Source organism: Novosphingobium rhizovicinum, from assembly GCF_040813635.1.
Classification (GTDB): Bacteria; Pseudomonadota; Alphaproteobacteria; order Sphingomonadales; family Sphingomonadaceae; genus Novosphingobium; species Novosphingobium rhizovicinum.
This window is the reverse complement of the sequence record NZ_JBFNXR010000019.1, coordinates 132,009-158,788: the sequence shown is the minus strand read 5'-3', so window position 1 is coordinate 158,788 and position 26,780 is coordinate 132,009. Positions and strand designations below refer to the sequence as shown.

23 protein-coding genes and 1 pseudogene are annotated in these 26,780 nt (G+C 62.5%); 10 read left to right on the top strand and 14 right to left on the bottom strand.

Annotated elements, in window-relative coordinates; genetic code table 11:
* Positions 1–53: 53 nt before the first annotated feature.
* From ABUH87_RS03600 to ABUH87_RS03580, 5 genes are all read right to left on the bottom strand, one after another.
* Positions 54–1,157, bottom strand: a complete 1,104-nt coding sequence (locus ABUH87_RS03600; RefSeq protein ID WP_367769620.1) for an NAD(P)/FAD-dependent oxidoreductase — start codon at positions 1,155–1,157, stop codon at positions 54–56.
* Positions 1,157–1,861 (bottom strand): methyltransferase domain-containing protein, encoded by a 705-nt coding sequence (locus ABUH87_RS03595; protein WP_367769617.1) that lies wholly within the window; start codon positions 1,859–1,861, stop codon positions 1,157–1,159. Before ABUH87_RS03595 ends, ABUH87_RS03600 begins: the two co-directional genes overlap by 1 nt.
* 2 nt (positions 1,862–1,863) lie before the next feature.
* Positions 1,864–2,973, bottom strand: coding sequence for a type III polyketide synthase (locus tag ABUH87_RS03590; RefSeq protein WP_367769615.1), 1,110 nt, complete (start codon positions 2,971–2,973; stop codon positions 1,864–1,866).
* 198 nt (positions 2,974–3,171) lie between these two features.
* Positions 3,172–3,348, bottom strand: a complete 177-nt coding sequence (locus ABUH87_RS03585) for a hypothetical protein (protein WP_367770367.1) — start codon at positions 3,346–3,348, stop codon at positions 3,172–3,174.
* Positions 3,349–3,436: 88 nt separating this feature from the next.
* A complete protein-coding gene (locus tag ABUH87_RS03580; RefSeq protein WP_367769613.1) occupies positions 3,437–5,023 on the bottom strand; it encodes an isocitrate lyase in 1,587 nt (528 codons plus the stop codon).
* Between the two features lie 139 nt (positions 5,024–5,162).
* Here ABUH87_RS03580 and ABUH87_RS03575 point away from each other — a divergent pair, with 139 nt between their 5' ends.
* The 4 genes from ABUH87_RS03575 (at position 5,163) to ABUH87_RS03560 (ending at position 10,407) form a co-directional block, all read left to right on the top strand.
* On the top strand, positions 5,163–6,554 hold the full coding sequence (locus tag ABUH87_RS03575) for a helix-turn-helix domain-containing protein (RefSeq protein WP_367769611.1): 1,392 nt from the start codon (positions 5,163–5,165) through the stop codon (positions 6,552–6,554).
* Positions 6,555–6,728: 174 nt separating this feature from the next.
* Positions 6,729–8,285: a class I adenylate-forming enzyme family protein gene (locus tag ABUH87_RS03570; protein ID WP_367769608.1), complete on the top strand. Its 1,557-nt coding sequence runs from the start codon at positions 6,729–6,731 to the stop codon at positions 8,283–8,285.
* Between the two features lie 106 nt (positions 8,286–8,391).
* Complete coding sequence (locus ABUH87_RS03565) at positions 8,392–9,246, top strand: IclR family transcriptional regulator (protein ID WP_367769605.1); 855 nt, start codon at positions 8,392–8,394, stop codon at positions 9,244–9,246.
* A gap of 111 nt (positions 9,247–9,357) precedes the next feature.
* Positions 9,358–10,407, top strand: coding sequence for a phosphotransferase family protein (locus tag ABUH87_RS03560; protein ID WP_367769602.1), 1,050 nt, complete (start codon positions 9,358–9,360; stop codon positions 10,405–10,407).
* 66 nt (positions 10,408–10,473) lie between these two features.
* Here ABUH87_RS03560 and ABUH87_RS03555 read toward each other — a convergent pair whose 3' ends face one another.
* From ABUH87_RS03555 to ABUH87_RS03535, 5 genes are all read right to left on the bottom strand, one after another.
* Complete coding sequence (locus ABUH87_RS03555; RefSeq protein ID WP_367769599.1) at positions 10,474–12,054, bottom strand: MFS transporter; 1,581 nt, start codon at positions 12,052–12,054, stop codon at positions 10,474–10,476.
* Between the two features lie 52 nt (positions 12,055–12,106).
* Positions 12,107–13,306: an amidohydrolase family protein gene (locus ABUH87_RS03550; RefSeq protein ID WP_367769596.1), complete on the bottom strand. Its 1,200-nt coding sequence runs from the start codon at positions 13,304–13,306 to the stop codon at positions 12,107–12,109.
* Between the two features lie 95 nt (positions 13,307–13,401).
* Complete coding sequence (locus tag ABUH87_RS03545; protein ID WP_367769594.1) at positions 13,402–14,583, bottom strand: thiolase family protein; 1,182 nt, start codon at positions 14,581–14,583, stop codon at positions 13,402–13,404.
* Positions 14,580–15,032, bottom strand: coding sequence for a Zn-ribbon domain-containing OB-fold protein (locus ABUH87_RS03540; RefSeq protein ID WP_367769591.1), 453 nt, complete (start codon positions 15,030–15,032; stop codon positions 14,580–14,582). The genes ABUH87_RS03545 and ABUH87_RS03540 overlap by 4 nt, the downstream gene beginning before the upstream one ends.
* Positions 15,032–16,249 carry a CaiB/BaiF CoA transferase family protein gene (locus tag ABUH87_RS03535; protein ID WP_367769588.1) on the bottom strand — a complete coding sequence of 406 codons (1,218 nt, stop codon included), beginning with the start codon at positions 16,247–16,249 and terminating at the stop codon, positions 15,032–15,034. Before ABUH87_RS03535 ends, ABUH87_RS03540 begins: the two co-directional genes overlap by 1 nt.
* Before the next feature lie 137 nt (positions 16,250–16,386).
* On the opposite strand from ABUH87_RS03535, the gene ABUH87_RS03530 reads away from it, so the two are divergent.
* Positions 16,387–17,463, top strand: a complete 1,077-nt coding sequence (locus tag ABUH87_RS03530) for a phosphotransferase (protein WP_367769585.1) — start codon at positions 16,387–16,389, stop codon at positions 17,461–17,463.
* A 96-nt stretch (positions 17,464–17,559) separates the two neighbouring features.
* On the opposite strand, the gene ABUH87_RS03525 is transcribed toward ABUH87_RS03530, so the two are convergent.
* Both ABUH87_RS03525 and ABUH87_RS03520 read right to left on the bottom strand, forming a co-directional pair.
* A complete protein-coding gene (locus ABUH87_RS03525; protein ID WP_367769582.1) occupies positions 17,560–20,130 on the bottom strand; it encodes a TonB-dependent receptor in 2,571 nt (856 codons plus the stop codon).
* A gap of 289 nt (positions 20,131–20,419) precedes the next feature.
* A complete protein-coding gene (locus ABUH87_RS03520; protein ID WP_367769579.1) occupies positions 20,420–21,139 on the bottom strand; it encodes a dienelactone hydrolase family protein in 720 nt (239 codons plus the stop codon).
* A gap of 85 nt (positions 21,140–21,224) precedes the next feature.
* Here ABUH87_RS03520 and ABUH87_RS03515 point away from each other — a divergent pair, with 85 nt between their 5' ends.
* Positions 21,225–21,977 carry a TonB family protein gene (locus ABUH87_RS03515; protein ID WP_367769576.1) on the top strand — a complete coding sequence of 251 codons (753 nt, stop codon included), beginning with the start codon at positions 21,225–21,227 and terminating at the stop codon, positions 21,975–21,977.
* A gap of 3 nt (positions 21,978–21,980) precedes the next feature.
* Here the strand turns inward: ABUH87_RS03515 and ABUH87_RS03510 are convergent, their stop codons facing one another.
* Positions 21,981–23,744, bottom strand: coding sequence for a fatty acyl-AMP ligase (locus ABUH87_RS03510; RefSeq protein ID WP_367769573.1), 1,764 nt, complete (start codon positions 23,742–23,744; stop codon positions 21,981–21,983).
* 140 nt (positions 23,745–23,884) lie between these two features.
* Here ABUH87_RS03510 and ABUH87_RS03505 point away from each other — a divergent pair, with 140 nt between their 5' ends.
* From ABUH87_RS03505 to ABUH87_RS03490, 4 genes and pseudogenes are all read left to right on the top strand, one after another.
* Positions 23,885–24,487, top strand: coding sequence for a regulatory protein RecX (locus tag ABUH87_RS03505; protein ID WP_367769569.1), 603 nt, complete (start codon positions 23,885–23,887; stop codon positions 24,485–24,487).
* Positions 24,484–25,026, top strand: a complete 543-nt coding sequence (locus ABUH87_RS03500) for a DUF192 domain-containing protein (RefSeq protein ID WP_367769566.1) — start codon at positions 24,484–24,486, stop codon at positions 25,024–25,026. The genes ABUH87_RS03505 and ABUH87_RS03500 overlap by 4 nt, the downstream gene beginning before the upstream one ends.
* Positions 25,027–25,039: 13 nt before the next feature.
* On the top strand, positions 25,040–25,441 hold the full coding sequence (locus ABUH87_RS03495; protein WP_367769562.1) for an NADH:ubiquinone oxidoreductase subunit NDUFA12: 402 nt from the start codon (positions 25,040–25,042) through the stop codon (positions 25,439–25,441).
* Positions 25,442–25,487: 46 nt separating this feature from the next.
* Positions 25,488–25,862, top strand: a pseudogene (locus ABUH87_RS03490) (DUF2155 domain-containing protein); the annotation flags it as partial.
* Between the two features lie 35 nt (positions 25,863–25,897).
* Here the strand turns inward: ABUH87_RS03490 and aat are convergent.
* Positions 25,898–26,707, bottom strand: coding sequence for a leucyl/phenylalanyl-tRNA--protein transferase (gene aat, locus ABUH87_RS03485; RefSeq protein ID WP_419956657.1), 810 nt, complete (start codon positions 26,705–26,707; stop codon positions 25,898–25,900).
* Between the last annotated feature and the right edge of the window lie 73 nt (positions 26,708–26,780).

Sequence of the window (26,780 nt, the reverse complement as noted above, 5' to 3'; positions counted from 1 at the left end):
CAAATTGCTAGGGCGCACTGGTTAATTTTTTGGGAACCTTCCGCGCCAAGCGGTCATACCACGTGGGGGTAGCTCGGCAAACGCGTGAAGCCAGCGCTTTTGGCCAGGAGCCAGGGGCAAAGTTCTGCCGCGAGCAGACCCAGACGGAGGGCGAGCGGGCGCTCTGAAAGCCGCTGCAGACGCATGGCGCGTCGAACCTGCGTGCCAGCATGCCGGGCAAGCAGGGCTTGAAAAGCCGCGCTACTCGCGCCTCTCTGGAAGCAGTCAGCTGCGAGGCGTGCGCTGCGCAAGGCCACTGCCATTCCGTCGCCGGTCAGCGATGCCGTCATCGCAGCCTGATCTCCTAGACGCCACAGGTGTGCTGGCTCATCCGATTGGGGCTGGTGAATGTAGCCATAGGGCAGGTTCGCTATGGCTAGTGGTTTCGCGAACAGAGGCTCTGCATCATTGAGCCGCTGCCTCAGTCCCGGCTCTCCCATCAGGGAGGCGACCAGCCCGTCCCATCCGCCTTCAATATTGGCAAAGCGATCGCGCCTGATCACCAGACACAGGTTCGCATCGCGCGCGCCTACGCGTTGGAGACCTGCATAGCCGTGATCGAACAGGATCAGCTCGATTGCCGGGCCGAGCGCCTCCAATGCGGAACGGGAAAGCCGCCAGTGCATCTTCAAGCCTATGTAGCCGTCCTTGGTGGCAGGAGTGCTGCGGGCGTGACCTCGCAGATCGTGCTTACCCGTGGCGAGCATGATGTGCTCCGCTTCATACGCGCCTTCGGAAGTGAGAACCTTGCGCCCGTCGACTCCGCTCACCCGGACCCCCCGCTGCACGTCGGCGCCAGACCGGGATGCCAGCTGGAGAAGCGCTTCGTCCAGAACTGCGCGGCTGAGTCCGCGCGCCAGAAAGGGCAACTTCGCCTCGATGCTGCGAGCCCTGTGGTGCACGCGCACGCGGTCGATCGGAACGCCACCCAGCCTGTGCGCATCTAGGCCCATCGTCTCGAGGTCGCTGCAGGCTTCTACCGAGAGAAACTCGCCACAGACCTTCTCGTGCGGCCCTGTCTCCCGCTCCAGGACGGTTACCGCATGCCCCGCTCTGGCCAGACGTGCCGCCACGCTTGCGCCGGCCAGACCGCCGCCCAGGACAATGATCGGCTTCATTACCGCAGGCGCTCTACGCAGTACCGAAAGGGGAAGCGCCAACATACGGTCGCGGTATTCACACCAGCGCGGCTGAGTAGCCGCTCCCAGTCTTCGCGCCGGAAACTGCGCGCGATGGAAAGCGGGCCGTCATGTCTTACGAACGGGTGCCAGCGCGCCAGAGCCGCCATGGCGGTAAAGCCGTGCCACGCGAGAGCATGGCGGTGCAGGTCGTTGATGAACCAGCCGTGCTTGGCGGTGCTCTCCATCCAGGCGAGGAAGCGCACGATCTCGTCATCATCCATGTGATGGGTAACGAGCGAGCTGATCACCAGATCGGGTGCTCTCTCGTCCCGCCAATCGTACGCGTCACCCGTATACCACTCAATGCCGAGCTCAGGATCCGGCGCCGCACGTGCGATTGCTTCGCTGCGCCAGTTCAGGTCCACCCCGATGAGTCTCACCTGGCGCTTTCTGCGCCTCAACATTCGTGCCACGCTGCGGAGCATGTCGCCTGCGCCGAAGCCAACGTCCATGATGACCGGGCATGCGCCAGACGGCATGCGATCGAGAGCGCGCTTGATGAAGGCGAGGGTAGGGCGGCGCGCCATCGTGACGCTGTTGACCTGGGCGAGGTCTGCCATGCACGAGGAAAATGCCTCCAGAGTGACGTCGTCTCCGTCCATCAGTTCGGGAGCCAGCGAACGCTGACGCAGGTCGGGCATGCTCAAAGCAGGCTGAAGCGGAAGGTCTCGGCAGCAAGGCCGGGGCCGAAAGCCATCCCGAAACCCGGACGTTCGCCATCGCCTTCCTTGCGAGCCGCCAACATTCGCGCCAGCACGAACATCAAAGTGGCAGAGGACATGTTGCCGCATTCGCGCAGGACGGTGCGGGATGGCAGAAGCGCCTCCGGGGGAAGCTCCAGTCCGCGCTCCACTGCGTCGAGGATCGACCGTCCCCCCGCGTGCACTGCCCAGAGATCGTAGTCTTCGGGCGATTGGCCGCGCAAGATGCCGTCTTGATCGTTGCGGCTGCGCTCGATCGCCAATGCCTCTGCGATCCGAATGGGCACTTGGCCATCCAGATGCATCGCAAAGCCCTGATCACCGATCCGCCAGGTGATGAGTTCATCCGAGCCGGGGATCGCGACCGCGCGAAAGTCGCTGAGGGCAATCCCCGTGGGTTCAGCTGTCACGAGTGCGGCGGTGGCGCCATCGCTGAAGAGCAGCATCGCCAGCAGCTTATCGACCTCCTCAGTCTCCTGAAGATGCAGCGTGCACAGCTCGACATTCACCACCAGCACCCGCGCTTCGGGGGTCGAGCGAACGAGATGGTGCGCTAGGCGCAACGCGTTCACGGCCGCGTAGCAACCCATGAAGCCCACCAGCGTGCGTTCTGCGGAGGGGTCGATTCCCGTGCGGCGGATGAGAACCTGATCCAAGCCGGGAGCCATGAAGCCGGTGCAGCTTGCAACCACTACGTGGGTAATGCCCTGTGTCGCGATGTCGTCATCGAGTTCGGCAATCGCTTGCAGAGCGAGTTCAGGAGCCCAGCGCTCGTAAAGCTCCATACGGCGGGCAGTGCTCGCGAAACTGCCGCGGGTGTAGATGCCTTCACTATCGCTGACAGCGCCGTCTTCGGCTGCGATGGCCTCTACGAAAGAGTACCGGCTCTCGATTGCCGATCGCTTTGCCATTCGTTGATACACTGCCCGCTCCCGTCTGCCGGAAAGCATATGGCCGATGAGGCCGTCAAAGGCGGAATGGACGTCGTGGGGTGGCAGGGCGGTGCCGATTGCATTGATGTGTGCTGTCGCTGGTGCGCCGGAAATTCGCATCTTGAGCAGTCTGCCTCTTGGACACCCATCAGCTTCATGCGTGAGGATGCGAAATGCAAACGTTCGTGTAGCGCGATAGCTGCAACGCTTGAGACACGTGCCGATGCGAAAGGGCCCGCCGCGCTGGTGCACGGCGGGCCGCGGCTTTCCTCCCCAGGAAACCGGATGTGCGCTCCCTTTCGCGGGAGCGTTCCTCTGTCAGCGCCGGATCGCGCTGCCGAGGCGGTGATAGAGATTGGAGTACTTGGACGAGATTGGATCGTCCTCGTGCGCCTTGATGTAGAAAAGGACCGCTTCCTGAAGAAGCTTGAAGTCCTCATTCGAGAGTACCGCGCGGGCGCGGCTCGGTTCGGTCTGAGTGGCCATGTCGGTCATAGCAGGTATCCTTTCCTTCGCGCGCGGGACGTACCGCGTGGTTTGTGATGCTGGGGCAGCGAGCGGCACCCGCTGCCCCGACTGCTTGTCAGGCGGCGAACTGGTTCATCGTGTTGTGGGCGCCGCCCGCCTTCAGCGCGGCTTCGCCGGCGAAGTATTCCTTGTGATCGTCGCCGATGTCAGAGCCGGCCATGTTCTGGTGGCGGACACAGGCGATGCCCTGACGGATCTCCTGGCGCTGCACGCCCTTGACGTAGCCAAGCATGCCCGCGTCGCCGAAGTATTCCTTGGCCAGGTTGTCGGTCGACAGCGCGGCGGTGTGATAGGTCGGCAGGGTGATGAGGTGGTGGAAGATGCCCGCCTCGCGCGCCGCGTCCTTCTGGAAGGTGCGGATGCGCTCGTCGGCCTCGTCCGCCAGTTCGGTGCCGTCGTAATCCACGCTCATCAGCTTGGTGCGGTCGTAGGCGGACACGTCCTTGCCCGCTTCGGTCCAGGCGTCGAACACCTGCTGGCGGAAGTTGAGCGTCCAGTTGAAACTGGGCGAGTTGTTGTAGACCAGCTTGGCATTGGGAATGACCTCGCGGATGCGGTTCACCATGCCGCCGATCTGACCGATGTGGGGCTTCTCGGTTTCGATCCAGAGCAGGTCGGCGCCGTTGCGCAGCGATTCGATGCAATCGAGTACGCAGCGGTCCTCACCGGTGCCGGTGCGGAACTGATAGAGGTTCGAAGGCAGGCGCTTGGGCTTCATCAGCTTGCCGTCGCGGCTGATCAGAACTTCGCCGTGGCCGACGCTGCTGACTTCCTCACAATCCAGGAAGCTGTTGTACTGGTCGCCGATGTCGCCGGCTTCGCGAGTGAAAGCGATCTGCTTGGTCAGGCCAGCGCCCAGTGAGTCTGTACGGGCGACGATCAGGCCATCGTCGACACCCATTTCCATGAACGCGTAGCGGATCGCGCGGATCTTGGCGATGAAGTCCTCGTGCGGAACGGTGACCTTGCCGTCCTGATGGCCGCACTGCTTCTCGTCGGAGACCTGGTTCTCGATCTGCAGGCAGCAGGCGCCTGCTTCGATGAACTTCTTGGCGAGCAGATACGTCGCCTCGGCGTTGCCGAAGCCGGCGTCGATGTCGGCGATGATCGGAACGACGTGCGTCTCGTAGTTGTCGATGGCGTGCTCAAGGCGCTTGGCTTCCATCTCGTCCCCGGCTTCGCGAGCCTTATCGAGTTCGCGGAAGAGGCCGCCGAGTTCGCGGGCATCGGCTTGCTTAAGGAACGTGTAGAGTTCCTCGACCAGCGCCGGGACCGAGGTCTTCTCGTGCATGGACTGATCGGGCAGCGGGCCGAATTCGGAGCGCAGGGCGGCGACCATCCAGCCGGACAGGTAGAGGTAGCGGCCCTTGGTGGTGCCGAAGTGCTTCTTGATGCTGATCAGCTTCTGCTGGCCGATGAAGCCGTGCCAGCAGCCCAGAGACTGCGTGTAGTTGGCAGGATCGGCGTCATAGGCAGCCATGTCGGCGCGCATGATCTTGGCGGTGTACTTCGCGATGTCGAGGCCGGTACGGAAACGGTTCTGCAGGCGCATGCGGGCCACGGACTCGGCCTCGATGCCGTTCCAACTGGGTTCGGTACCGATGGTCTTGCCGGCTTCGGCTATGGTCTGCTGATAGGTCACGTCGGATCCTCAAGTTGATGAAGTGCGTGTGCCGGACCTAAGTGCGACGGGCGGTCGACGGAACCGCTCCCGGAGTCGCCGTGTCAAACTTTACAGAAGTTCCTTGTAAAGTTGTGCGGACGTGACAATGGTGTGGCCGATGGCTGGAAATCGCCCCCTCTACCTTGGGCCGCGCTTGCGCAGGCTGCGCCGCGAACTTGGCCTCACGCAGCAGACGATGGCGGACGATCTTGGTATCTCGCCCTCTTACATCGCCTTGCTGGAGCGCAATCAGCGACCGGTGACCGCGGACTTGCTGCTACGGCTGGCGCGAACCTACCGTCTGGATGTGTCGGACCTCGCCAGCGAGGATGGCGAGAACTACGCGCGCCGCATTGCGGATGTGCTGCGCGATCCGATCTTTTCGGACATCGACTTGCCGCCACTCGAGATCTCGGACCTGGCAACCAGCTTTCCGGGCGTGTCCGAGGCCCTGCTGCGGCTCCATGGAGCCTACACCCGCGAGCAGCAGGCGTTGGCAGAGCAGCGCGCGGACTTGAGCCAAGCGGAGGGGCACGATCCCGTGGCAGAGGCGCAGCGCTTCCTGGCGGCCCGGCGCAACTATATCGACTTGCTTGATCGCCGCGCCGAGGATCTGGCCGCCGAGATTGATAAGGAAGGGGGGGCAACGCGGTATCTCGCCAAGAAAGGCGTGCGCGTCCGCTTTCTGCCTCCCGAGGTGCTCGTGAATGCCGTGCGGCGGTTTGACCGTCATAACCAGCAGTTGCTGATTGCCGACACGCTGCGGCCCGAAACCCGAAGCTTCCAGATTTCACTGCATATCGCTTACTCCAGTTTGCGCACAGAAATCGGTCAAGTGCTTCGCGAGGAGGCGTTCTCCAGCAAGACTGCCGAGACGCTGGTGCGGCGCGGACTTGCAGCGTACTCTGCAGCGGCGCTGCTCATGCCGTATGATCGCTTCGCGCGCGCAGTGGAGGCGCGCCGCTACGACGTAGAGGCGATCGCCGCTTCCTTCGCAACAAGCTTCGAACAGGTGGCGCACAGGCTCACGACCCTGCAGCGGCCCGGTCAGGAGGGAGTGCCATTCTTCTTCCTGCGGGTGGACGAGGCGGGGAACGTCTCCAAGCGGCTGGATGGCGCCGGATTCCCCTTCGCCGCCCATGGGGGGGGCTGTCCCTTGTGGACCGTGCACAAGGTGTTCCGCCGCCCCGGGGAAGTCACAACGCAGTGGCTGGAGCTTCCCGACGGCCAGCGCTTTTTCTCGATCGCGCGGACCGTCAGCACGGGCGGGGGGCGCCATGGTAGCGTCCGAACATTGCGTGCCATCGCTCTGGGCTGCGCGGCAGAGGAGGCCTCCCGGCTCGTCTATGCACAAGAGCAGGATCAGCGTCCTGCAACTCCGATTGGCGTGACTTGCCGGCTGTGTCACAGGGCCGAGTGCGAGGCGCGGTCCGCGCCGCCGATCGGTCGGGATATTCTTGCTGACGACTACCGGCGTCCAGCCCAGCCTTACGCCTTTGCCGAAAGCTGACGACCTGCACAGTTCGCTTTGGTGACAAAAAGTTTGCAAAGGCGACTGACGAGTCTACTCCTCCGTGCGATCACGCCTTGTAGCTAGAACCAACTTCACGTGGGGAGACTGGCTTCGCTAAAGGGCGCGATCACCTTCGCCGACTGAGAGAAGAAAAAAGAAGAGGATGCATCCGTGAGTCAGGAGCCCGCCGCGCTGAGCGATCCCCGCCAGGCAAAGACATTTCCGCAACTGGTACGTTCTGCGGCTGCGGCTTACGGTGACGAGACTGCGATCGTGCTTCGCGACGCCTCCATTCCTGACGAGTCCGCCACATTCGCCGAACTGAATGAGAAATCCGCTCTGATTGCCAGGGGATTGCTGGCTCTGGGAGTGGGCAAGGGGAGCCGCATCGGCTTCATCTGCGGGAACGGCCCTCGCTTCGCGATCTGGTTCGCGGCGGCTGCGCGGATCGGCGCGATCGCGATTCCGATCAGCACGATGATCCGCTCCAATGAACTGGTGCGGGTATTGCGCCAGTCCGATATCCATGGGCTTTACGTGCAGCGCGAACTGCTGGGCAAGGATTTCGTCGAGCGCCTCTGCGACGCGCTGCCGGAGCTTGCAGACGCGACCAGTCCGGAGCTGCGCTTGGCGCGCGTGCCCTACCTGCGCTGGATCGTTTCGCACGGGGACAATCTACCACCCGCGTTTCGCAGCATGGATTTCATTTCGAAGGCAGCGGAGAGCGTGGGCGACGACCTCCTGCGCGAAGTCGAGCAAGAGGTACACACGACCGATCAGCTGGTGGAGATTTACACATCCGGGTCGATGGCCTTGCCCAAAGGGGTGAAGCACAATCACGGACCCGCGCTGTTCCGCAGCCATTATCTTGTCGAGATGCTTGGGCCGCAGCGTGGGAAGGAATCCCAGGCGATGATGCCGATGTTCTGGGTGGGCGGTATGATGATGTGGCTGGTTCCGAACTGGGAGGTTGGGGCGATCACCGTTTGCACGGAGCGCACGCTCAGCAACAGTCGGATGGCCTTTGGCTCTGTGCCTTCGGATGAAGACCTGGCGCTCCTCTCAAAGGCACCCAAGCCATGGTGGGGCCTCGGCATGAGTGAGACGCTCGGCCCCTACTCGCACGGCGATGAGTTCCGGGTTCCGGGCCGCCCGATCTGTGCGCCCATGGATCATATCGCGCCCGGTTACGAGGTCCGCATTGCCGATGAGAATAACCAACCGGTAGGCGCTGGCGAAGTCGGCGAGATGCAGCTGCGCGGCTATCCCGTCGCCACTGGCCTGCATAAGCTGGAACGGCAAGATTATTACACGCCGGACGGTTACTTCAAGACTGGCGACTTGTGCGAGATCGAAGATCGCCCCCAGGGAAGGCGCATCCATTTCGTTGGCCGCAATGGTGACATGATCAAGACGATGGGCTCGAATGTCTCACCCGCTGAGGTCGAGATGGAGATGCAGTCGCTCGAAGGCGTGCATAATGCTTATGTGCTTGGCCTGCCCGATACGGAGCGGGGGCATCTGCTCGTCGCCGCTGTGGTGCCCCGAGATGGCGCCGAATTGGACTTCGATCAGATCGAGGCCACGCTGCGCCGGCGGCTCTCCAGCTACAAGGTGCCTCGCGCTTACGTCGCACTGGCGCGCGAGGACGTGCCTTTGCTGCCAAGCAACAAAGTGGCCCGACGTGAACTGGTGCGGATGATGGCGCAGCGTCTCGGCCGGGAGTGAAACACTGAAAGAGGGATCGCCAAAGAGGCGAGCGGAAGTGAGGCGAGGCGGTATTGACGCGTAGGATACAACGACTTACCGCCAGTTCGAAATAGCGAAAGGTTGTATGTCGCGGTCTTCCCCTGGTGTGCGCCGCGTCGCCGCCATTCTGAACTTCATCGCCGACCACCCTGGTCAGGCTTTCGCGCTGACGGACCTTGTACGCGCGCTGAAGCTCAGCCGTGCGACCTGCCATGCGCTGCTTACCGGGCTGGTGGACGTGGGATATCTCTACCGGACCGGCGACAAGACCTATGTGCTGGGTCCTGCGCTCGCGGCCATAGGACGCACGGCCGCAGAGCACTTCTCCCCGCTTCAGGTCGCACAGCCCGAGATGCGCAGCATTGCGGATGAGTTCGACGTGGTGTGCGGCGCCTACTTCATGGAAGGCGACATGATGCACCTGCGCGAGCGGGCCGCGTCAGCGAACCACGTCGGCTATCCGGTGCCGCTGGGTATCCGCATGCCCATTACCACGGTGCAGGCAATCGTGTTCTTCGCCAAGACGCCCAAAGAGGCGCAGGCTTGGCTCGATCGCAACATTCCGAATGCAGACGAGGAACGCCGTAACACTCTGCAGGCGGGCACTCGGTTTGTGCAGGAGCACGGGTATCTTCCTCTGATCCGCGCAGCGGGCGTCGATCATAGCTTCAGCAATGCGCCCAGCGCTCTGCGCAGTGCCGCCGATGATCCGCCGGTTGCGCCTCTGCTCGCCCTTTCGGATGAAGACCGCTACCCGCTCGCTGCCGTAATGGCGCCTATTTACGACGCGAGGGATCGGGTTTCGATCTCGTTGCTCATGGCAGGTTTTCGGGACCTGCAGACTGGCGCGCAAGTCCGCGAAGCGGGAGAGCGGCTGAGTGACGCCTGCCAGCGCGTTTCCGACTTCTTATCAGGACGCGCCAGCAGCACAGAAGACTGACAGGCCCATCTCCGGCCGCCCGTGCTTGACCGGGCGGCTGCGCAATCGTATCCCATACCCCTATTCGAAAACAAATTCTATATTTCGAACAATAGGTTTGGGAGAGCCTCTATGTCCGACGTTATCGTAGCCCCCGAGACACGCGATCTCGACGATCTCTCACGTGACTTGGCAGACTGGCTTTCGCGCCGGCTGCCGAACGCCAGTGAGGTGCGGATCGAGAATCTCGCCTACCCGAGAGGAGCGGGGCAGTCGCACGAGACGATCCTGTTCGACGCGCATTGGCATGAGAGCGGGCAAGAACACATCCAGGGTTGCGTGCTGCGGATCAGGCCGGAAAAGTTTACCGTCTTCCCGGACACCCTGTTCGAAGAGCAGTACCGCATCATGAAGGCGCTATCCGATGGTGGCAGCGTGCGCGTCGCGAAGCCGCTCTGGTTCGAAGCGGATGCTGGCGTCCTCGGCAAGCCGTTCTTCGTGATGGAGAAGAAGCAGGGGCGCGTGCCGGTGAGCATTCCACCTTATGCTCGCAGCGGCTGGCTGGCCGAAGCCACGCCGGAGCAGCGGCAGACGCTTTGGCGCAACGCCGTGACTCAACTCGCCCTGATCCAGACAGTCCCTCTGGAGGGGCTGGAGTTTCTTGAAGGTCCAGAAGGCGCTCGTCGCGGCCTGGCGCAGGAATGGGACAAGTATTGCCGCTTCGTCGACTGGTTGGAGGAGGTCGAGCCGCAGCCGATCCTGCGTTCAGCGCTAGCCCGTCTTGAGGCCGAGTGGCCAGAGCACCAGCCGGAGGGTCTGGTTTGGGGCGACGCGCGGATTGGCAACATGATGTTCGATGAAGCGTTCGAGGTTGTCGCTGTCATGGACTGGGAGCAGCCTTCGCTTGGCGGCGCGCTGCACGACCTTGCCTGGTTCTGTGTGCTAAGTGAGACGATGCATGGCCCCAAGTCTACCTATGGCGCACCGCTGGAAGGTATGGGGCGCCATGAAGAGACGGTCGCGCTGTGGGAAGTGGTCAGCGGCAAGTCGGCGGATGGGCTTGGATGGTACGAGGACTTCGCCGAGTTCAAGATGACTTGCACCGGCGTGCGTCTGGGGCACTTGCGCGGCACTCCGATGATGGACGCGCGAATGATGGCAAAACGCTTGAAAGTGGGCTGAGCGTCTTCAGGAAGGCTCAGGGCTGGAGCGCCCTCCCCGCCGAACGCGGGGAGGACTCCGGCGCTTTCAGCCTTCGACGGGCTCACCTGCTGCATGAGCAAGCGCGAGGCGGGTTTCCGGTGTCTCGTGCGGTAGCCTGCGAGAGGCGAGCCACAGAAAGACGAGTGAGATGGGTGCCAGCACGAGCAGGCTGAGCATTCCGGCCGTCAGCGATCCGGTGACCGCGCTGACTTTGCCAGCCCAATAAGGCCCCGTGCCTGAAGCCACCACGATGGCGATGAGCGAATAGCATGCGGCTGCGGAGCCTCGCATGCGCGGCAGAACCAGGTCCTGCACCAATGCCGCCGTCGCTCCGCTCCACATCGCCCCCACCAGGCTGACTGCGGCATAGGCGGTGAGAAACACCGTGATGTCCGTCGCCAGCAGCATGATCGGTACGGTGATAAGCGAGCCGCAGATCGAGATGGCGCCCATGCCCAAAGGCGCGCGAGCGTCTTTCTGTTTCCAGGCATCGGCAAGCCAGCCGCCACTGATCACGCCCAGAATCGCGCCAAGAGTGTGAATGATGCCAAGACTTGCGCCCAGTTCGCTGGGGCTCATGGCGTAAGTGCGCATGGCGAAGGGCGCTGCCCAGACGTTCACCGCTCCGCCGACGCAGGCAATCAGGGCCGTGGCGGTCATCGCGTAGACGAACGTGCGGTCTCCGAACGTTAGAGCGAACAGCGGTCGATCGCGCATCGCCTGGATTTGGCCCCACGTTACGACGACGTAAGTTCCGACGCCGAATGCGATCCATTGCGCATAGTCCCCGGTGACTGCGACGAGAAGCGCGGCCGCCACCGTGACCATTGCGAGCAGACGCAAGTTGCGTCCCAGCGCCGGTCGGCCGCCTTCACGCAGGACCGTCCACAATGTGAACGGCGGCAGTGCTGCCGAGAATTCGCGGATGATGACGCCTGTCGACCTAGACGTAGCTGGCTTGGCGCGTGCCGGCTCGCGGATGGTGAGCAGCAGAAGCGCGAGAGGAATGCCGGGCAGGCCTACGCAGATCAAGGCCGCTTTCCATGCCGCAAGATCGCATGCGCCCGCGATGGGCACGGCGGTACACATCGAAGTAGACCAGTGCTGGAGGAAGTATCCGCCAACTGCCATGGCCAATGCGCCACCGAGGAACGTGCCTGCAAGATAGACACCGAGCGCAAGCGAGCGATTTCGGGCAGGAAACACGTCTGAAAGCAGTGAGTGAGAACAGGGGTTGGCGGCTGCCTCGCCTACCCCGACGCCAATGCGAGCGGCAGCAAGGCCAGCGAAGCTGGTCGCCGCACCGCCAAGCGCGGTCATGGCCGACCATAAGGCCAGCCCGAAAGCCATCACCTTCTTGCGACTGAGCCGGTCGGCGATGCCGCCCATTGCGATACCCACAATCGAGTAGAAGATCGCGAAGGCGGTGCCCAGAAGGAACCCGAGTTGTGCGTCGTCCAGGCCCAGGTCCGCCTTGATCGACTCCGCAAGGATCGAGACGATGTAGCGATCGAGGTAGTTGAGCAGGTTTGCCGCCGCGAGCAGCAGCAGCGCAAAGATCGCCGCTCCGCCTACGCGTGATGAGCCGGCGCTAGCGCGCGCCGGGATGTCTGAAACTGTCGCCACGCCGTCTCCCTCGGCTATTCATTTTCTTTGTTCTTTGTATCGCGCCTCGGCCTCAGGAGAGGCCGAGCAGATTCCGTGCATTGTTATTGATGATGTCCTTGATGTCGTCGTCGGGCACGCCGGCGAAGTCACGCAGGATGATCTCGCGCGACCGGGGGAAGGTCGTTTCGGAGTGCGGATAGTCCGACGACCACATGATGTTCTTGCCGCCCGGCAGGTTGCGGCACAGGATGCCCGTCCGATCCTGAATGAACGAGCCGAAGACGTTTGTGTCCATGTAGTAGCTCGGCGGGTTCTTGATCGGGCACTCCGTCCAGAAGCGCTGCTTCTCCCAGGTGCGGTCGTTGTACTCGGCGAACCACGCGAACCAGCCCACGCCGCTTTCCATCGAGCCGATGCGAAGATCGGGAAAGCGGTCGAAGATAGCATTGTAGATGAAGATACCGATTGGCTCGGCCATGGCCAGCTTGCTCATCGGCATGTCCGCCAGGAAGTATTCCTTCTGGCCGAAGCGCGGCACGCGAGCGCCCAAGTGGAAGGTGATGATGACGTTATGGTCGCATACCGTCTTCCACAGCTTGTCGAACGCGGGGTCAGAGTACTGCAGCGCGCCTTTGGGGTCGCCCGTCAGCGCCGAGACTTGTCCTTCCTTCAGGTTCTTGATGCCGGAAGACGTCTCCCAGGCATTCTTGTTCTGCGGGAAGGCCGGAAGGTTGATGGCACGGAAGCCCTTCTTGGCAAGTCGGGCGACATGCTCGCACGTCTCGTCAATGTCGCGCATGGGCACGTAACCGACAGGGAACAGGCGGTCTGGCGCGGCGGAGCAGAAGTCCAGCACCCAGTTCTGGTAAGCCTCATAGCTCGCCACGTAGAGTTCGTTGTCGGTGGTGCCGAGCGGACCGCCGCCGAACAGCAGGGCGGCGTCCATGCCGTCCGCATCCATATCGGCCAGACGCTGCGAAGGCTCCCACACCTTGCGCTGGTCTGCCAGGCGGCCCTGCATCTTGAAGTTCTTGCCTTCGCGGCCTGCCTGGTTGTTGATCATCATGAAAGGGCGGCGATTGCCCTCGAACACGATGAAATCGCCTTCCTCCGCGTGCTCGATATACGGCGCCCGGTCTTTCAGGTGCGAGGGAAGATAGCTCTTCCACATGTCGTGCGGCGGATCGATGTGGGCGTCGGCATCGAAGATGGGGCCCAAGGTCCATTCGCTTGCGCCAGCACTCTTGATGGCCGGATCTGCTTCACTCATCTCCCAACTCCATCTTTAATGTAATTCGAAATAGTGAATTGATTATCGCAGTTCTGAATGGTTTAGTCAAGGAGATCGGCGCGGGGCGGTGGCGCTTAGTCGCGGCGCAGGATCATCGCGCCGTACCCGTAGCCTCCGTTCGAAACGATGCAGGTGCGGGCGTCTGGGACCTGCCGACCTCCGCCGCGGCCCCAGAGCTGGACCGTCGCTTCGTGAATGTGGCCATAGCCATGGAAGCGCCCGGCGGAGAGTTGCCCCCCGCCGGTGTTGAGCGGCAATTCGCCATCAATGGCGATCCTCCGGCCACCTTCCACGAAGCGGCAGGCCTCTCCCTGCGGGACAAGGCCCAAGGCCTCCATCCACATCCACACATGGATCGAGAAGCCGTCGTAGATTTGCGCACAGTCCATGTCGGCAGGCTTCAGATCGGTGCGCGACCAAAGCATCTCACCCGCCTTGTCCGCTGCCAGATGGGTGAAATCCCCTTCGAATTTGCCGACCCAGAGCCCGCCGATGGACATGCCGATCGATTCAAACCGAAGAGGCGGGTTCTTGAGATCCTTGGCCGCATCGAGGCTGGACACGATGATCGCAGTCGACCCGTCGATGTGGGAATCACAGTCGAAGAGCCGCAGTGGCGAGGAGATGACGCGGCTGGCGAGGTAATCGTCCAGGCTCAGCGGCTTGCGATAGACCGCATTGGGGTTGTGCATCGCATTCGCGCGATTGTTGACCGCGATAGCACCGAGCTGCTGCTCATTGGCGCCGTACTTCTCGAAGTAAGCCTGGGCGTAGAGCGCGAAGGTGTTGATCGGAGAGAGCGCGTTGAACGGAACCGTCCAGGCGTTGTTGCCGTCCACTCGATTGCGGCTGCCCGTCATCAGCGTGGAGGCGCGTGACTTCAAGCGCGCTTGCGCCTGCGCGACCGAGCGGAACACGATGACATGGCGCGCCAAGCCGCAGGCGATGGCGGTGATGGCGTTGAAGATCGGGGCCATGTGGCTGAAGCCCTCGGCCGAGGCGAGGATCCACTTGGGATCGATGCCGAGCACGGTCGCCGCTTCGGAGGGACTGACCGGCGCAATGCCCCCGCCTTCGGAAGACTTGCCCGGATATGTCGCGATGCCGTCTATGTCGGAGGGCTTGAGCCCGGCGTCGGCAATCGCCTCAAGGCAGGCGTCGGCCGTAAGCTGCAGCGCGCTACGGGAGGAGGGGCGTCCGACTTCGGACTGCCCGGCGCCGGTGATGGCACATTGCTTCTCCGGGTAAAGCGTCATGCCCCGTCTCCCAGGGCGCTTTCAGGCGGGCGGAACATCGGCAGCCACACATCCTCGTGCTGCTCGAACTCGACTTCGACGGGCAGGCCGACTTTCACACTCTCTAGCGGTGCAAGGACGTTGGTGAAGACGTAGAGTTCCGCCTGCTCTTCAAGCTCCACGACGCCGAAGATGAAGGGCACTTCCAGTCCCGGCACCCAGCGCTCGTAATTGATCGTGTAGCTGGCCACGCGGCCTTGGCCCGAGACCGGCTGGGGCGCGACGTCTTCGCTGCCGCACCGGGCGCAGCGGGGCAGGGGCGGGTGCTGCCAAGTGCCGCACGGTGTACAGCGCTGGATAAGCATCCGACCTTGAGCGCCCGCGGTCCAGTAGAACGCGCTATCCGGCTCCAGCAGCGGCAGCTTGCGTGGCGGAGGCGCTGCGCCGGTGTCCTTGGCCGCATCGCTCATCAGAAGACGACGCCCTGAACCTTGAGATCGATGATGGCGTCTTCGTCATACCCCAGCCCTGCAAGGATCGCATCGCTGTCGGCGCCCAGCTCTGGCGAGCGCGTGGAAGGAAGGGCCTGCTTGTCGAACAGCATGGGGACGCTCACCATCGGGATCGTCGAGCCGTCGCCGTAGTCGACGTGCTTAAGGTAGCCGTTCGCCTGAACCTGGACGTCGTCCTTCATTTCGCCGACGTTCTGCACGACATCCCACTGGCCTTCCTGCCGCGCGAGAATGTCTTTCCATTCTGCCAGTGGGCGGTCGGCGAACATGGCTTTCACTTCGGCATAACAGGCGTCGAGGTTTTCGCGCCGGGCCTTGGCATCGATAAAGCGCGGATCGCTGGCGAGGTCTTCGCGTCCGGCGGCCAGCATCAGCGGCCCCCAGTACTTGTCCGCTTGCAGCATGCAAAGCGCGAGGAACCGCCCGTCTGACGTGCGATAGTTGCTGACAAGCACGTTGTTCGGCTTGTCGGCAGGAGGTTTGGGGAAGCGGTCGATGTCATCGGCGGTGGCCTGGCAGATGTAACGCTGCATCGACCACATGGCGGTGCCGAGCAGGGACACGTCGACTTCGCTCGCCTCACCCGTCAGCGCGCGCTTGGCGATTGCAGCACAGATGCCGCCCGCCAGCATCGAGCCCGACAGGGTATCGCCAAATGCGGGCCCGGGAGGTCCTACGGGATGCGGCGCATCAGGATCGGTCAGCGAGGAGGAAATTCCGCCACGCGCCCAGAAGGTGATGGCATCGTACCCGCCCTTTTCCATCTCCGGCCCGGTCGGCCCTACGCCGCTACCGCTGGCGTAGATCAGGTTCGCGAAGCGCTTGCGGATCGAATCCGCATCGATCTCCATCGCGCGCCGCGCACGGGGAAGCAGATTGGTCAGGAAGACATCCGCATCCTCCAGCAGCTTCCACAGCACCTCACGTCCGGTTGCCTGTTTGAGGTCGAGCGTGATCGAGCGCTTCCCCCGGTTGTAGCTTTCCCAAGAGTAATCGATCGCTCGGCCGCTGCCGGTATTGGTATTGCCGATCTGCAGCCCGCGCAGGGGATCGCCGGTCGGTGGCTCGATCTTGATGACGTCCGCACCCATGTCCGCGAGCATGCCGCCGCAAGCGGGCACGAAAGCCCACATCGCCACTTCTACGACTTTGATGCCTTCCAGGGGTCTACCCATGCCTCTTCCCATGTCCCTCGTCTCTATCGGGCGACCGCAAGAGCGTTTTCCCGAGCGCAAGAATTCTCTATTGCGAAGCATGGAACGAAATGGCGAATTGGGTCAAGCGCTCTTGCGCCGAACGAGAGGGGAGAAGCATGCCAACTACAATCACGCGCCAAAGTCCGGCGCAGCCGAAAGTCACGGTGCCAGCGACGCTTGAAGAGGCACTAGATCGGGCATGGCTCAGCCAAGCTCTCGCGGATGTCTCTGGCGGCGCCGCTGTTACGTCAGTGGAGCAGGTGGAGGTAATCCGGACCGTAGCCACCAAAGTACGGTTTGCTGTCACCTTCTCCGGATCGGAGAAGAGGCACGGCTTCTGTCTCAAGGGGCTGCTCGACGTCGACGAGATGACCGCCCGCGGAGGGCCGACTTGCGTTCTGGAAGCCGACTTCTATTCCAAGGTCGCCCCCACCATTCCGGACATGCGCGTCCCGGAATGTGTGTCCGCCGTGATCGACCGTGAGGCGCAACAAGCCGTCATTATCATGCGTGATCTGATCACACACGGCGCGCGCTTCTGCTCCGCGCTCGAGCCGTTCAGCGCAGATGAAGCCTTGCAGAGCTTGACCGAACTGTCGAAGCTTCACGCCCGCAGCGGTTTTCTAGGAGGAGCCGACTGGATCCGCCCTCGCGCAGCCGAACTGTCACGAATGACGTACGTCACGCCGGAAATGCTGCAGGAATTGCTGGATGGGCCGCGGGGCGACAACCTTTCACCCCATGTGCGTGACGCCCGACGATTGGTGGCGGCGATGAAGGAACTCGCGGCACGCGACGGGCAGCGGCGCCAGTTCATGATCCATGGCGACGCGCATGCCGGAAACATCTTTCGTACTGCGGAAGGGGCGGGCCTGATCGACTGGCAGCTTCTACAGCGTGGCGGTTGGGCGGTCGATTTGGCCTATCACTTGAATGCGGTGTTGCCCACGCAGGTGGCAGAAAGGGACGAGCGGCAGCTACTTCGCGAATACCTTGCGATGATGCGCGGACATGGATTGGAGATGCCGGACGAAAACGAGGCATGGTCGCAATATCGGGAGGCTGCAATCTACGGCTTTTACCTTTGGAGCATCACCCGTCGTGTCGATCCGCAGATTACGGTGCAGTTCACCGATCGCTTGGGCAAGGCGGTCACCAGGCATGAGAGCCATGCGCTGCTTGGCGTAGTGTGAGAAAAAATAGAGGCCACGCTCGTAAGAGCGTGGCCCAAGTCGGCTCGGTAGCCGAAAGTGGACCCGCTCCGTCACGAAGCGGGTCCTTGTTGTTGCTTAGCGGCCGAAGTTGTAGCGGACGCGCACACCGTAAATCCGCGGCTGACCATAGGCGAAGTCCTGAATGCCGGAGGATTCAAAACCGCCGCCTGAGGTGATGCGGTACTTCTTGTTGGTAATGTTGGTCGCGAAACCGACGACGTCGATACCGCTTTCAGCGATGTTGTTGAACGCCAGGTTCAGGTTGAGCAGGCTGTAAGACGGGATGCTGACGTTGCCGTCGACGTATTGCGATGAGGTGTAGGTGTAAATCGCACCCAGCGTGACATCGCCGACAGTCTCAGGAACCGGCAGCATGACGTCGCCGGACAAGGTCAGGCGATGCTTGGGCGAATAGGTAAGCGGACCGCCAACCTCGCCGCGCGGGATGATCTCCTCGAATGGGCTGTCCGGCGACAACGTCGGCGGAACCAGTTCTTTGAGCTCTGTGTCCAGGTAGGTGTAGTTCGCGCTGAGCCGCAGCATCTCGAACGCCGTGATGCCGGCGTCCGCTTCGATACCCTTGATGATCGATTTGCCCGCGTTGATCAGCGCCGCGCCCCCCGAAAGGCCGCTGTCCGGCTTCGCTACCAGAGCGCCGAAGATCTGCTGGTCAGAGAAGTCGTTGTAGAAGGCGGCCAGGTTGAAATAGCCCGGAACGCTGCCGCGGAATGACAGCTTGGAACCGATTTCAAAAGAGTCGAGCTTCTCGGGCCCCACTGTCTCAAGGCCGGGATTTGTGAAGTTCACGGCGCCCTGACGATACCCGCGAGCATACTTGGCGTAGAGCAGCCAGTCGGGGGTCGGCTTGTAATCGAGCCCAACCAGCCACGTCGGCTTATTCGACTTGTTGACGATGTTCGTGCCACAGGCTGCGGTGTTGCCGCCATTCGTAATCAGGTTAACCGTCGGATGATTGAGGTTGTCGTTGCAGACGCGCTGGAACAACCGTGTGGATCCACCAAACGCGGCAGGAAGAGTGGCGAACAGGTACCGGTTGCTCTCGGCATAGCCGTCAATCTTGTCGAACGTCCAGCGACCGCCCAGCGTCAGAGCCAGCTGATCGGTAAAGTTGTAAGTGCCCTGTGCGAATACGCCGTGGTTATCAAACGCAAATCTCGTGCGGGACTCTGAAATGATCGCGCCTGGCAGCGTAAATGCAGGAGATCCGGGGAAGAGGGCGCCCGCCGGCAGGGGAACCAACGGAAGGCCGCCCTGACAGTCCAGAGTACCGGGATCTGCACAGTTGCCGTAGATTCCTGTGCGTTGCTGGTTCCAGCCGAGAGGGCGGCTGAACTCGAGATAGCCACCTACGACATAGGTGAGCTTGCCATCGGTAGTACGGCCTTGCAGCTGGAGTTCTTCCACTGTGGTGGATCCGGCGGCGGCGTCATACCCGGGTTGGGTGCCCAGCCGGATATAAGTAAAGGGAGAGCCAGGAGCAGGGCCCCCGTTGGCCGCAAGCGCGCGTGTGACTCCTGTGTCCGGCACGAAGAAGTTATCGCTGTAAAGGTTGAACGCGGCCTTCTCGCGGTACTCGCCGTAGCTGAGGATGTTCTTGATCGTGATCGTGTCGCTTGCCTGCCATGTGGTCGTGTTGATCACTTGCCACAAGTCGAGCTTAATGCCCGGGTTGGGGTTGCGAACCTCTACATCCAGCGGGCCATCGCCGCGAGCCGCCTGCCGGTCGATCTGATCGCAGGCTGCCAAGGACGTATAGTAGCGAGGCAGATTGCCACGCTGCCCAGTCCGGGGATCGATTTCGAACGGGCTTACCGGATTGCGATCACAGCTCTCGTAGCGATTGGCATAGCCATAAGTATCGGAGCTGCTGTACGTCGCGATCGTGTAGTTCTCGAGCTCTGGCGTCAGTTCAGCCAGGATGCTCATGCGTCCGTAGAAGTAATCTACGTCGTTGTATGCGTCCGGCCCCACTCCGGTGCGATTGCGCATGTAGCCGTCGCGCTTGTTGCGGTCCACGGCGAAGCGAACCTTGAAGGTATCCGCCAGCGGCACGTTCAGTGCGGCCTGAACGCGCTTCTGGTCATAGTTGCCGTATGTGCCTTCGACATATCCTTCGAGGTTGTCCGTCGGCCTCTGCGGTACGAGCAACACCGCGCCGCCAGTGGTGTTGCGGCCGAAGAGTGTTCCCTGGGGGCCTTTCAGAACCTGGACGTTCTGAAGGTCGGTGAACGACCCTGCGCCAACAGTGCTGCCGCTGGCGGTGCCGCCCTGGGCGCGTACGCCAACCACATCTGCGAAATAGACACCGACTGTCGGGGCTGCGGCTGCGTCCTGGTTGAAACCGCGGATGGCGAAGGTGGCCTTCTCGGGGCCGTAACGGGTATTAACCGAAAGAGATGGGGTGTAGACTGCCAGATCCGAAGCTACCGCGATGTTCCGCTTCTGCAGCTGCTCCTGGTTGAACACTGTGATTGAAATAGGAACGTCTTGCAGTCGTTCCTCGGTGCGGCGAGCCGTGACGATGATTTCGCCGTCTGTCCCCTGTGCCATCGCCGCCATGCTGACGGTCAGGCTGCTCATTGCGACGCTTAAGCTGAGTACGGATTTCCAAGCCTTATCAGTCATTAAATACATCCTCCCAAGGACTTGTGTCGCGGACGTGCTGTACCGTCCGTCGAAGCGGTTGCGACTGTATTCTTGCTTGTTCTGGTAAAAGTCTGGCCGATAAGGCTGCATGCAGCCTCCGGGCAGTTTCGGTACTGCCATCCTCCCTGTTATCTCGAGCCGCTTTTGCGACTTCGTTATTCCTGCTCTTTGAGCTTAGGCACCTTATTAAACGAGGTGTTCACCTTTCACAATCCCGAACGTCAATTCCGATTTTTGACGTTCCCATTGTGGTACGACCGACACACCTTTAGCGCAGACATTCGTCAAGAAAGGCAAGCGTACCGGCCCAGGAGACACGATGCGAAAGGCGATCATAAGCGATCCCTTCTGCAACTCCATCGTGATCTGGATCTGTGAAAGAATGTTGCGCCTGAGCGAACAGCGTGGACTGGTAGTCGACCCCTGCGGAATCGAACTCCCGTTGCACCTCATCCAGGTCCTCGAGAGGAGCGTAAGGGTCGCGGCCTCCAGTCCAGATGGCGATCTTCGCGCGAACGGTTCCAGCCTGTGCCGGCGCATGAGTCTTGAGCAGGCCATGGAAGCTGGTGACGCACCGAACGTCGGCGCCGCTGCGTGCGAGTTCTAGAACGCACTTGCCGCCGAAGCAGTAACCAATGGCCGCAACACGCGTCGCATCGATGTCGTCACGTGCGCATGCGGCTTCGAACCACGCAACAACCCGGCTTCTCAAGCGATCGGGTGCATGAAGCAGAGCCTCAAAGTGGACACCGGCGGCCTGTGGCGTGCTGATATCCGCATCGACGCCATACATGTCGGCGCCGATCACCAGATAGCCGAGATCGGCAAGTTCGCGCGCAGTCCGGCGAAAGGTCTCGGCCGGGCCGGTGGCGCCGGGGAACATCAGTACAGCGGGATGGGGGCCCTCACCAGCTGGCGCGAAGACGAAGCCCTGCAGAGTGGTGTCCTCATGCACGAGGCGAAACGGCGCATCTTGGGCTTCACTCACGATTACTCTCCCTTGTGCAGTGCTTTTGACCTGCTTGGCTCTACTCCTATCAAAGCTGTTGGAGGCGTACTATATCAAAGGTGCCATGGCCGATGCCGATATGAAGCCGCCGCGACGAACGCGCCTGGGCGTCGCACTGCTGGTGACAATCCTTCATGTGTTGGCCGTTGCGGCGCTGGTCCGCGCGTTTGCGCCGAGCCTGGCTGCGGATGCTATTCGGCCCGTCGTTCAGGCTTTCGACGTCATCATTACCGCGCCGATTCCCGAGCCGAGCCCGGAGCTCTCTCCCGCTCCGGTACCATCCCCGGCACCGGAGCGGGAAGAAGGCGCCGCAGCGCCGCGCGGGACGACGGCCAAGCCGCAAGAGGTCGTGGCGCCCACTCCCAAGGTGGTGCTGGCTCGCGATCCCGCGCCGGCTGTTGCAGGCACTGGGACGCAGAACGAGGCGGGGGCAAGTGACAGCGGCCCGGGCACCGGGGCGGGGGGCGAGGGGCAAGGCACTGGAGCCGGTGCAGCGGGGTCGGGTACCGGCGGCGGCGGCAGCGCTGCCAAAGCTGTCAAGATTGCGGGCGATATCGTGTCCGCACGCGACTATCCGAGAGCGACGCGCGATCTGCGGCTCGGAAGTTCGGTGACAATCGCCCTTACCGTCAGCCCCGAAGGACGGGTGAGTGATTGCCGCGTTCTGCGTCCGAGCCGCGATCCCGAGGCGGACCGCATCACCTGCCAGCTTGCGACCGAGCGCTTCCGCTTTCGCCCGGCTCGCGATGCCGCCGGCCGTCCCGTCCCGTCGGTCTACGGCTGGCAGCAGCGCTGGTTCACGCCCGGCTCGCGGTAAGAATCACGCCGCCAATTCGAACGGCGCGATCTCTCCCGACAGATACAGCTTCTTGGCCTTGGCGCGGCTAAGCTTGCCGGAGCTGGTGCGTGGCAGGCTCTTGGGCGGGACCAGCTCAATGACGCAGTTCATGCCAGTGATCGACCGCACCTTGTCGCGGATCTGGTCGCGCAGCTCGAGCCGCTTCACAGGGTCGGACACACGGCAGTGGACGAGCACGGCCGGAGTCTCCTCGCCGTTTTCCATTTCGATGGAGAAGGCGGCGATGTCGCCGTGGTTGAAGCCGGGCAACTGCTCCACCGCCCATTCGATGTCCTGGGGCCAGTGATTTTTGCCGTTGATGATGATCATGTCCTTCGCCCGGCCGACGATGAACAGGTAACCCTTCGCCATGTACCCCATGTCGCCGGTGTCCAGCCAGCCATCCACGAGGCAGGCCTCCGTCGCTTCGGGGTCACGGAAGTAGGAGTGCATGACGCTGGTGCCGCAGCACCAGACTTTGCCGATCTGATGATCGCCGAGCGTCTGCCCGCTTTCGCCGCGGATTACGACTTCCATGTCGCGCACGGGCTTGCCGCAATTGACGATCGCGCGGTAGCGGGCAGGGCGCGACAGGTCGCGCGGGCTTCCCGAAAGGCGCTCTTCCTCGACGAGCTCGACGCGAATCCCTTCGCCCGGAGGCATGACGGTGACCGCCAGCGTCGCTTCCGCGAGGCCGTAGCTGGGCAGGAAGGCGCTCGCCTTGAAGCCCGCGTCCGCAAAAGCGTTGACGAAGTTCTGCATCACGTCGGGCCGGATCATGTCGGCGCCGTTGCCGGCCAGACGCCAGCGCGAGAGGTCGAACCGGTCGGACACCGCTGTCTGACTGGAAATGCGGCGGGCACAGATATCATAGCCGAACGTCGGCGAGTACGAGATCGAGTTGCCTTCGTTGCGGGTGATAAGGTCCAGCCACGCCAACGGACGGCGCGCGAAGTCCTCCGTCTTGAGGTAGTCGCCCGAAACCTGGTTGGCGATCAGCGACAGGAAGCAGCCCACCAGCCCCATGTCATGGTACCACGGCAGCCAGGAGATGCAGCGATCGCTGGGCTCCAGTTGCATGGCGTGGCTATGGCTGGCGAGGTTCGACAGCAGCGAGCGATGGGTGACTGCCACGCCGTGCGGGAAGCGCGTCGAACCAGACGAATACTGCAGGTAGCAGATGTCTTCCGGGTCCGTCTTCGGCAAGTCGCACGGCTTGGCGCTGGCTCGCGTAAAGTCAGGCCAGTTCGCGTGCTCGCAACCCTGGCGCACGGCGGCGGCGGCGGTCATCTCGGCGATCTCGCCGGGGCCGACCAGCATCTTCGGGTCGGCGCTGGCGAGCTGTACCGCGAGCTGCTCGATATAGTTGTCCTTGCCGCCGAAGCTGGTCGGCAGGGGCAGAGGCACAGGCCAGACCCCGGCGTAGACGGCGCCGCAGAATAGCGCCGCGAACTCCGGCCCGGTCTCGGCGATAAGAGCGAGCCGATCGCCGGGAACAAAACCGCGCGCGATCAATTCATACGCTGCCGCGAGGGCGTCCGTGCGCAGTTCCGTGAAGGAGTAGGGCCGCGTGAGGACACCGCGCGGATCGTGGAAGTTCAGGCCGCGGACGCCTTGCGCCGCATAGTCCAGCGCCTCGCCGAAGGTGCCGAAATCCGCCATGCGGCGCGGCAAAACGTCCTCGTTGGGGGTGGGAAGCAGCGTCTGCTCCTTCACTTCCGGCACCAGTCGGATGGTGTCGTTCATTTCACAAGACCTTGTGCTGTTATACGTTTTTTGCGGTTTCGCGGCCCCTTATCCGGGTTTTGACCAGTACGAAACAACTCTCTCCCGCGCTTTCAACGCCTCTCCTCAATCAAAGGCGAGTGTGGCACGAATAGGGCAAGATGCCGCGAACCCTTCGTAAACCGTCGCCGCTCACTCCTGCGAAGCTGGAGGAAATGGCGCTCGCCTACGTCGCACGCTTCGCCACCACCCGTGCGAAGCTGGAGGCTTACCTCGCCCGCAAGTTGCGTGAGCGGGGCTGGGAAGGGGATCGGGCCCCTGATGTGGAGGGGCTGTCGCGGCGCTTTGCCGAAGCAGGATATGTGGATGACGCGGCCTTCGCCCGAATGAAGAGCGAGAGCCTCTTGCGGCGCGGCTATGGCGGGCGACGCGTCGGGGAGGCGCTTCGGGCTGCGGGAGTGGAGGAGGATGTGCGTACGGAAGTCGCTCCGGACGCCGCACAGGCGAGCCGGGCAGCGCTGATGTTGGCCAAGCGGCGCAGGTTCGGTCCGTGGTGCGACCCGCTGCCCGATCGCCCGCAGCGCGAAAAGCAGATCGCCGCCATGCTGCGCGCGGGTCACACGCTCGACAACGCGCGACGAATCGTGGAAGCGACTGAGATGGCCACGGTAGAGGCTTGGTTCGATTCTGCACTCGGGTTCGATTCTGCACTCGGGTTCGATTCTGAAGCCGCGCCGTCGATGGGAGACGACATTTGCGAATGACATCGACGATCCTGGCACTGGCTCTTGCGCTGGGTGGCTGTTCCTCGGGCACTCTGGACAGCGGTTCGGCTGCGGCTGCGGCGACGCAGCCAGGTGCAGTTCACCCGATCTCAGGATTGCCGGTGATCGATCTTGTCGTCAGCAGCAAGACCGGCGCTCACAACTTCCGTGTTGAGGTCGCCTCCACTCCTGAGCAGCAGGCCCGCGGGTTGATGTTCCGAACCGAAATGGCGCCGGATGAGGGCATGTTGTTTCCTGAGAGGACACCCCGCCAGCCTGCCTTCTGGATGAAGAACACGGTGATCCCGCTCGACATCATCTATGTCGGCACCGACGGTCGCGTTCTGAACATCGTGCATGGGCAGCCTTACGACCTGACGCCATTGCCGGCTGCCGGCCTGGCGAGCGGCGTGCTGGAGTTGAATGGAGGGCGCGCGGCCGAACTCGGCATTGAGCCGGGGGACAAGGTCCGCTGGAACCTCCCGAACTCCGGCCCGGCAGGTGGCAATCCGCTTGGCAGGGCGGGCGAAGGGCGCTAACGCCCAAAGCATCATGGGTATTCTCTCGAAGATCTTCACCTGGTGGAACGGCGCGACGATCGGCACGTCGCTGTGGAGCTGGCGGCACGGCGAGCATGTCGGCACTGACTCGGCAGGCAACAAGTATTACCGCTCCTCCAAGCAGAAGACCCCACAAGGTTACGAGAAGCGCTGGGTGATCTACTCAGGTAGCAACGATGCCAGCTACGTTCCCGCCGAATGGCATGGCTGGCTGCATCACAGCTATGACGGCGTGCCTGAGAGCCATCTGCCGCCGCCTCGCATCTGGGAAGTGGATTACACCCCGAACGCGACCGGAACCGGCGAGGCCTATCTTCCGCAGGGCGCACTGCAGCGTGGAGGCAAGCGTGCCCGCGCGACGGGCGACTACGAAGCCTGGTCGCCGGACGCCTGAGGCGGCATCGTTGAGGGCGTTCGCTTTAGCTGCACCGGCGGCGTTGATGCTACTGCTCGGTGCCTGTAAAGGCGAGCCGGAGCCGAATGCTCAGGAAACGGACATTCCTGAATCGCTTGCGCAGCCCCCCAAGCAGGCTGTTGATCCTGGGACCAACACCTATGGAACACCGCTGAAGGACCGCGTGGCAACGCTGGGTCTGCTCAACAAGCGCAACAACCTGACTCAGGACGTAACGATGAAGCCCGGCGAGACCCGCCGGGTGGGCAACGTCGTCCTGAAACTTGCTTCTTGTGAGCGTTCTCTGCCTTGGGAAAGGCCGGAAGAAGAGGGTGCTTTCGTTCAGGTCTTCGTTGAAGATCGTGCCACGCCGCAGGAGCCGCTGGCTTGGCACAAGATCTTTTCTGGCTGGCTCTTTGCCAATTCGCCGGCGTTGAACGTGGTGCAGCATCCCATCTACGATGTCTGGCTCAAGAACTGTGCGATGAGCTTTCCGGGTGAGGAAGCAAGCCCACGGGAAGAAGCCTCGTCCAGCAGGGCATCGAATGCGGCGGGCAATGGCAGGGGAACTGCAAACGAGAGTCCTGCGCCTGCACCCACAGCGTCTCCGACAGGCAATCCTGCACCTGCGCCAGAGCCCCCAGCAGCCGAAACGCCGGAGGGCTGAGCCTGTTCAAGGAGGGCGAGATAGCGCTTCTGCGGGATCTCGATGGCACCCATCGAGGCGAGGTGCTCAGTGATGAACTGGCAGTCCAGTAGCTGTGCACCCGCCTTTACGAGCGCAGCGACAAGCCACGCCAGCGCGACCTTGGAAGCATCCGGGCGAGTAGAAAACATGCTTTCGCCACAAAATACCTTTCCGAACCCCACCCCGTAGAGTCCCCCTACCAGTTCACGCTTTCCTTCCTCGCTGTCATGCCAGCATTCGATGGAGTGGGCAAAGCCCAGGTGGTGTAGGTTCTCGTAGCTGGCCTGGATGCGGTGACTGATCCAGCTCCCGTTATCCGGACCGCGTGGAGCCGCGCAGGCGTCCATCACTTGCGAGAACGCAGCATTACACGTGACGGCGAATCGGCCTCGCCGCAAAGTCCTGGCAAGCGAGCGAGACAGGTGGAAGCCGTCGAGGGGCAGGAGGGCGCGCAAACGCGGTTCGACCCAGAATACCTCGGGATCGTCGCGATGGTCGGCCATTGGGAATATGCCGCTGCGGTAGGCCAGGAGCAGCAATTCCGGTTCGATAGTCACGGGTGTCGCGGGAGTGTGCACGGGCCGTAGCCTAGCAGATCGTATTGCAATTCTCGTGCTTAAAGGTGCCGCGCCTGTTGTCCGCTACCTAGGC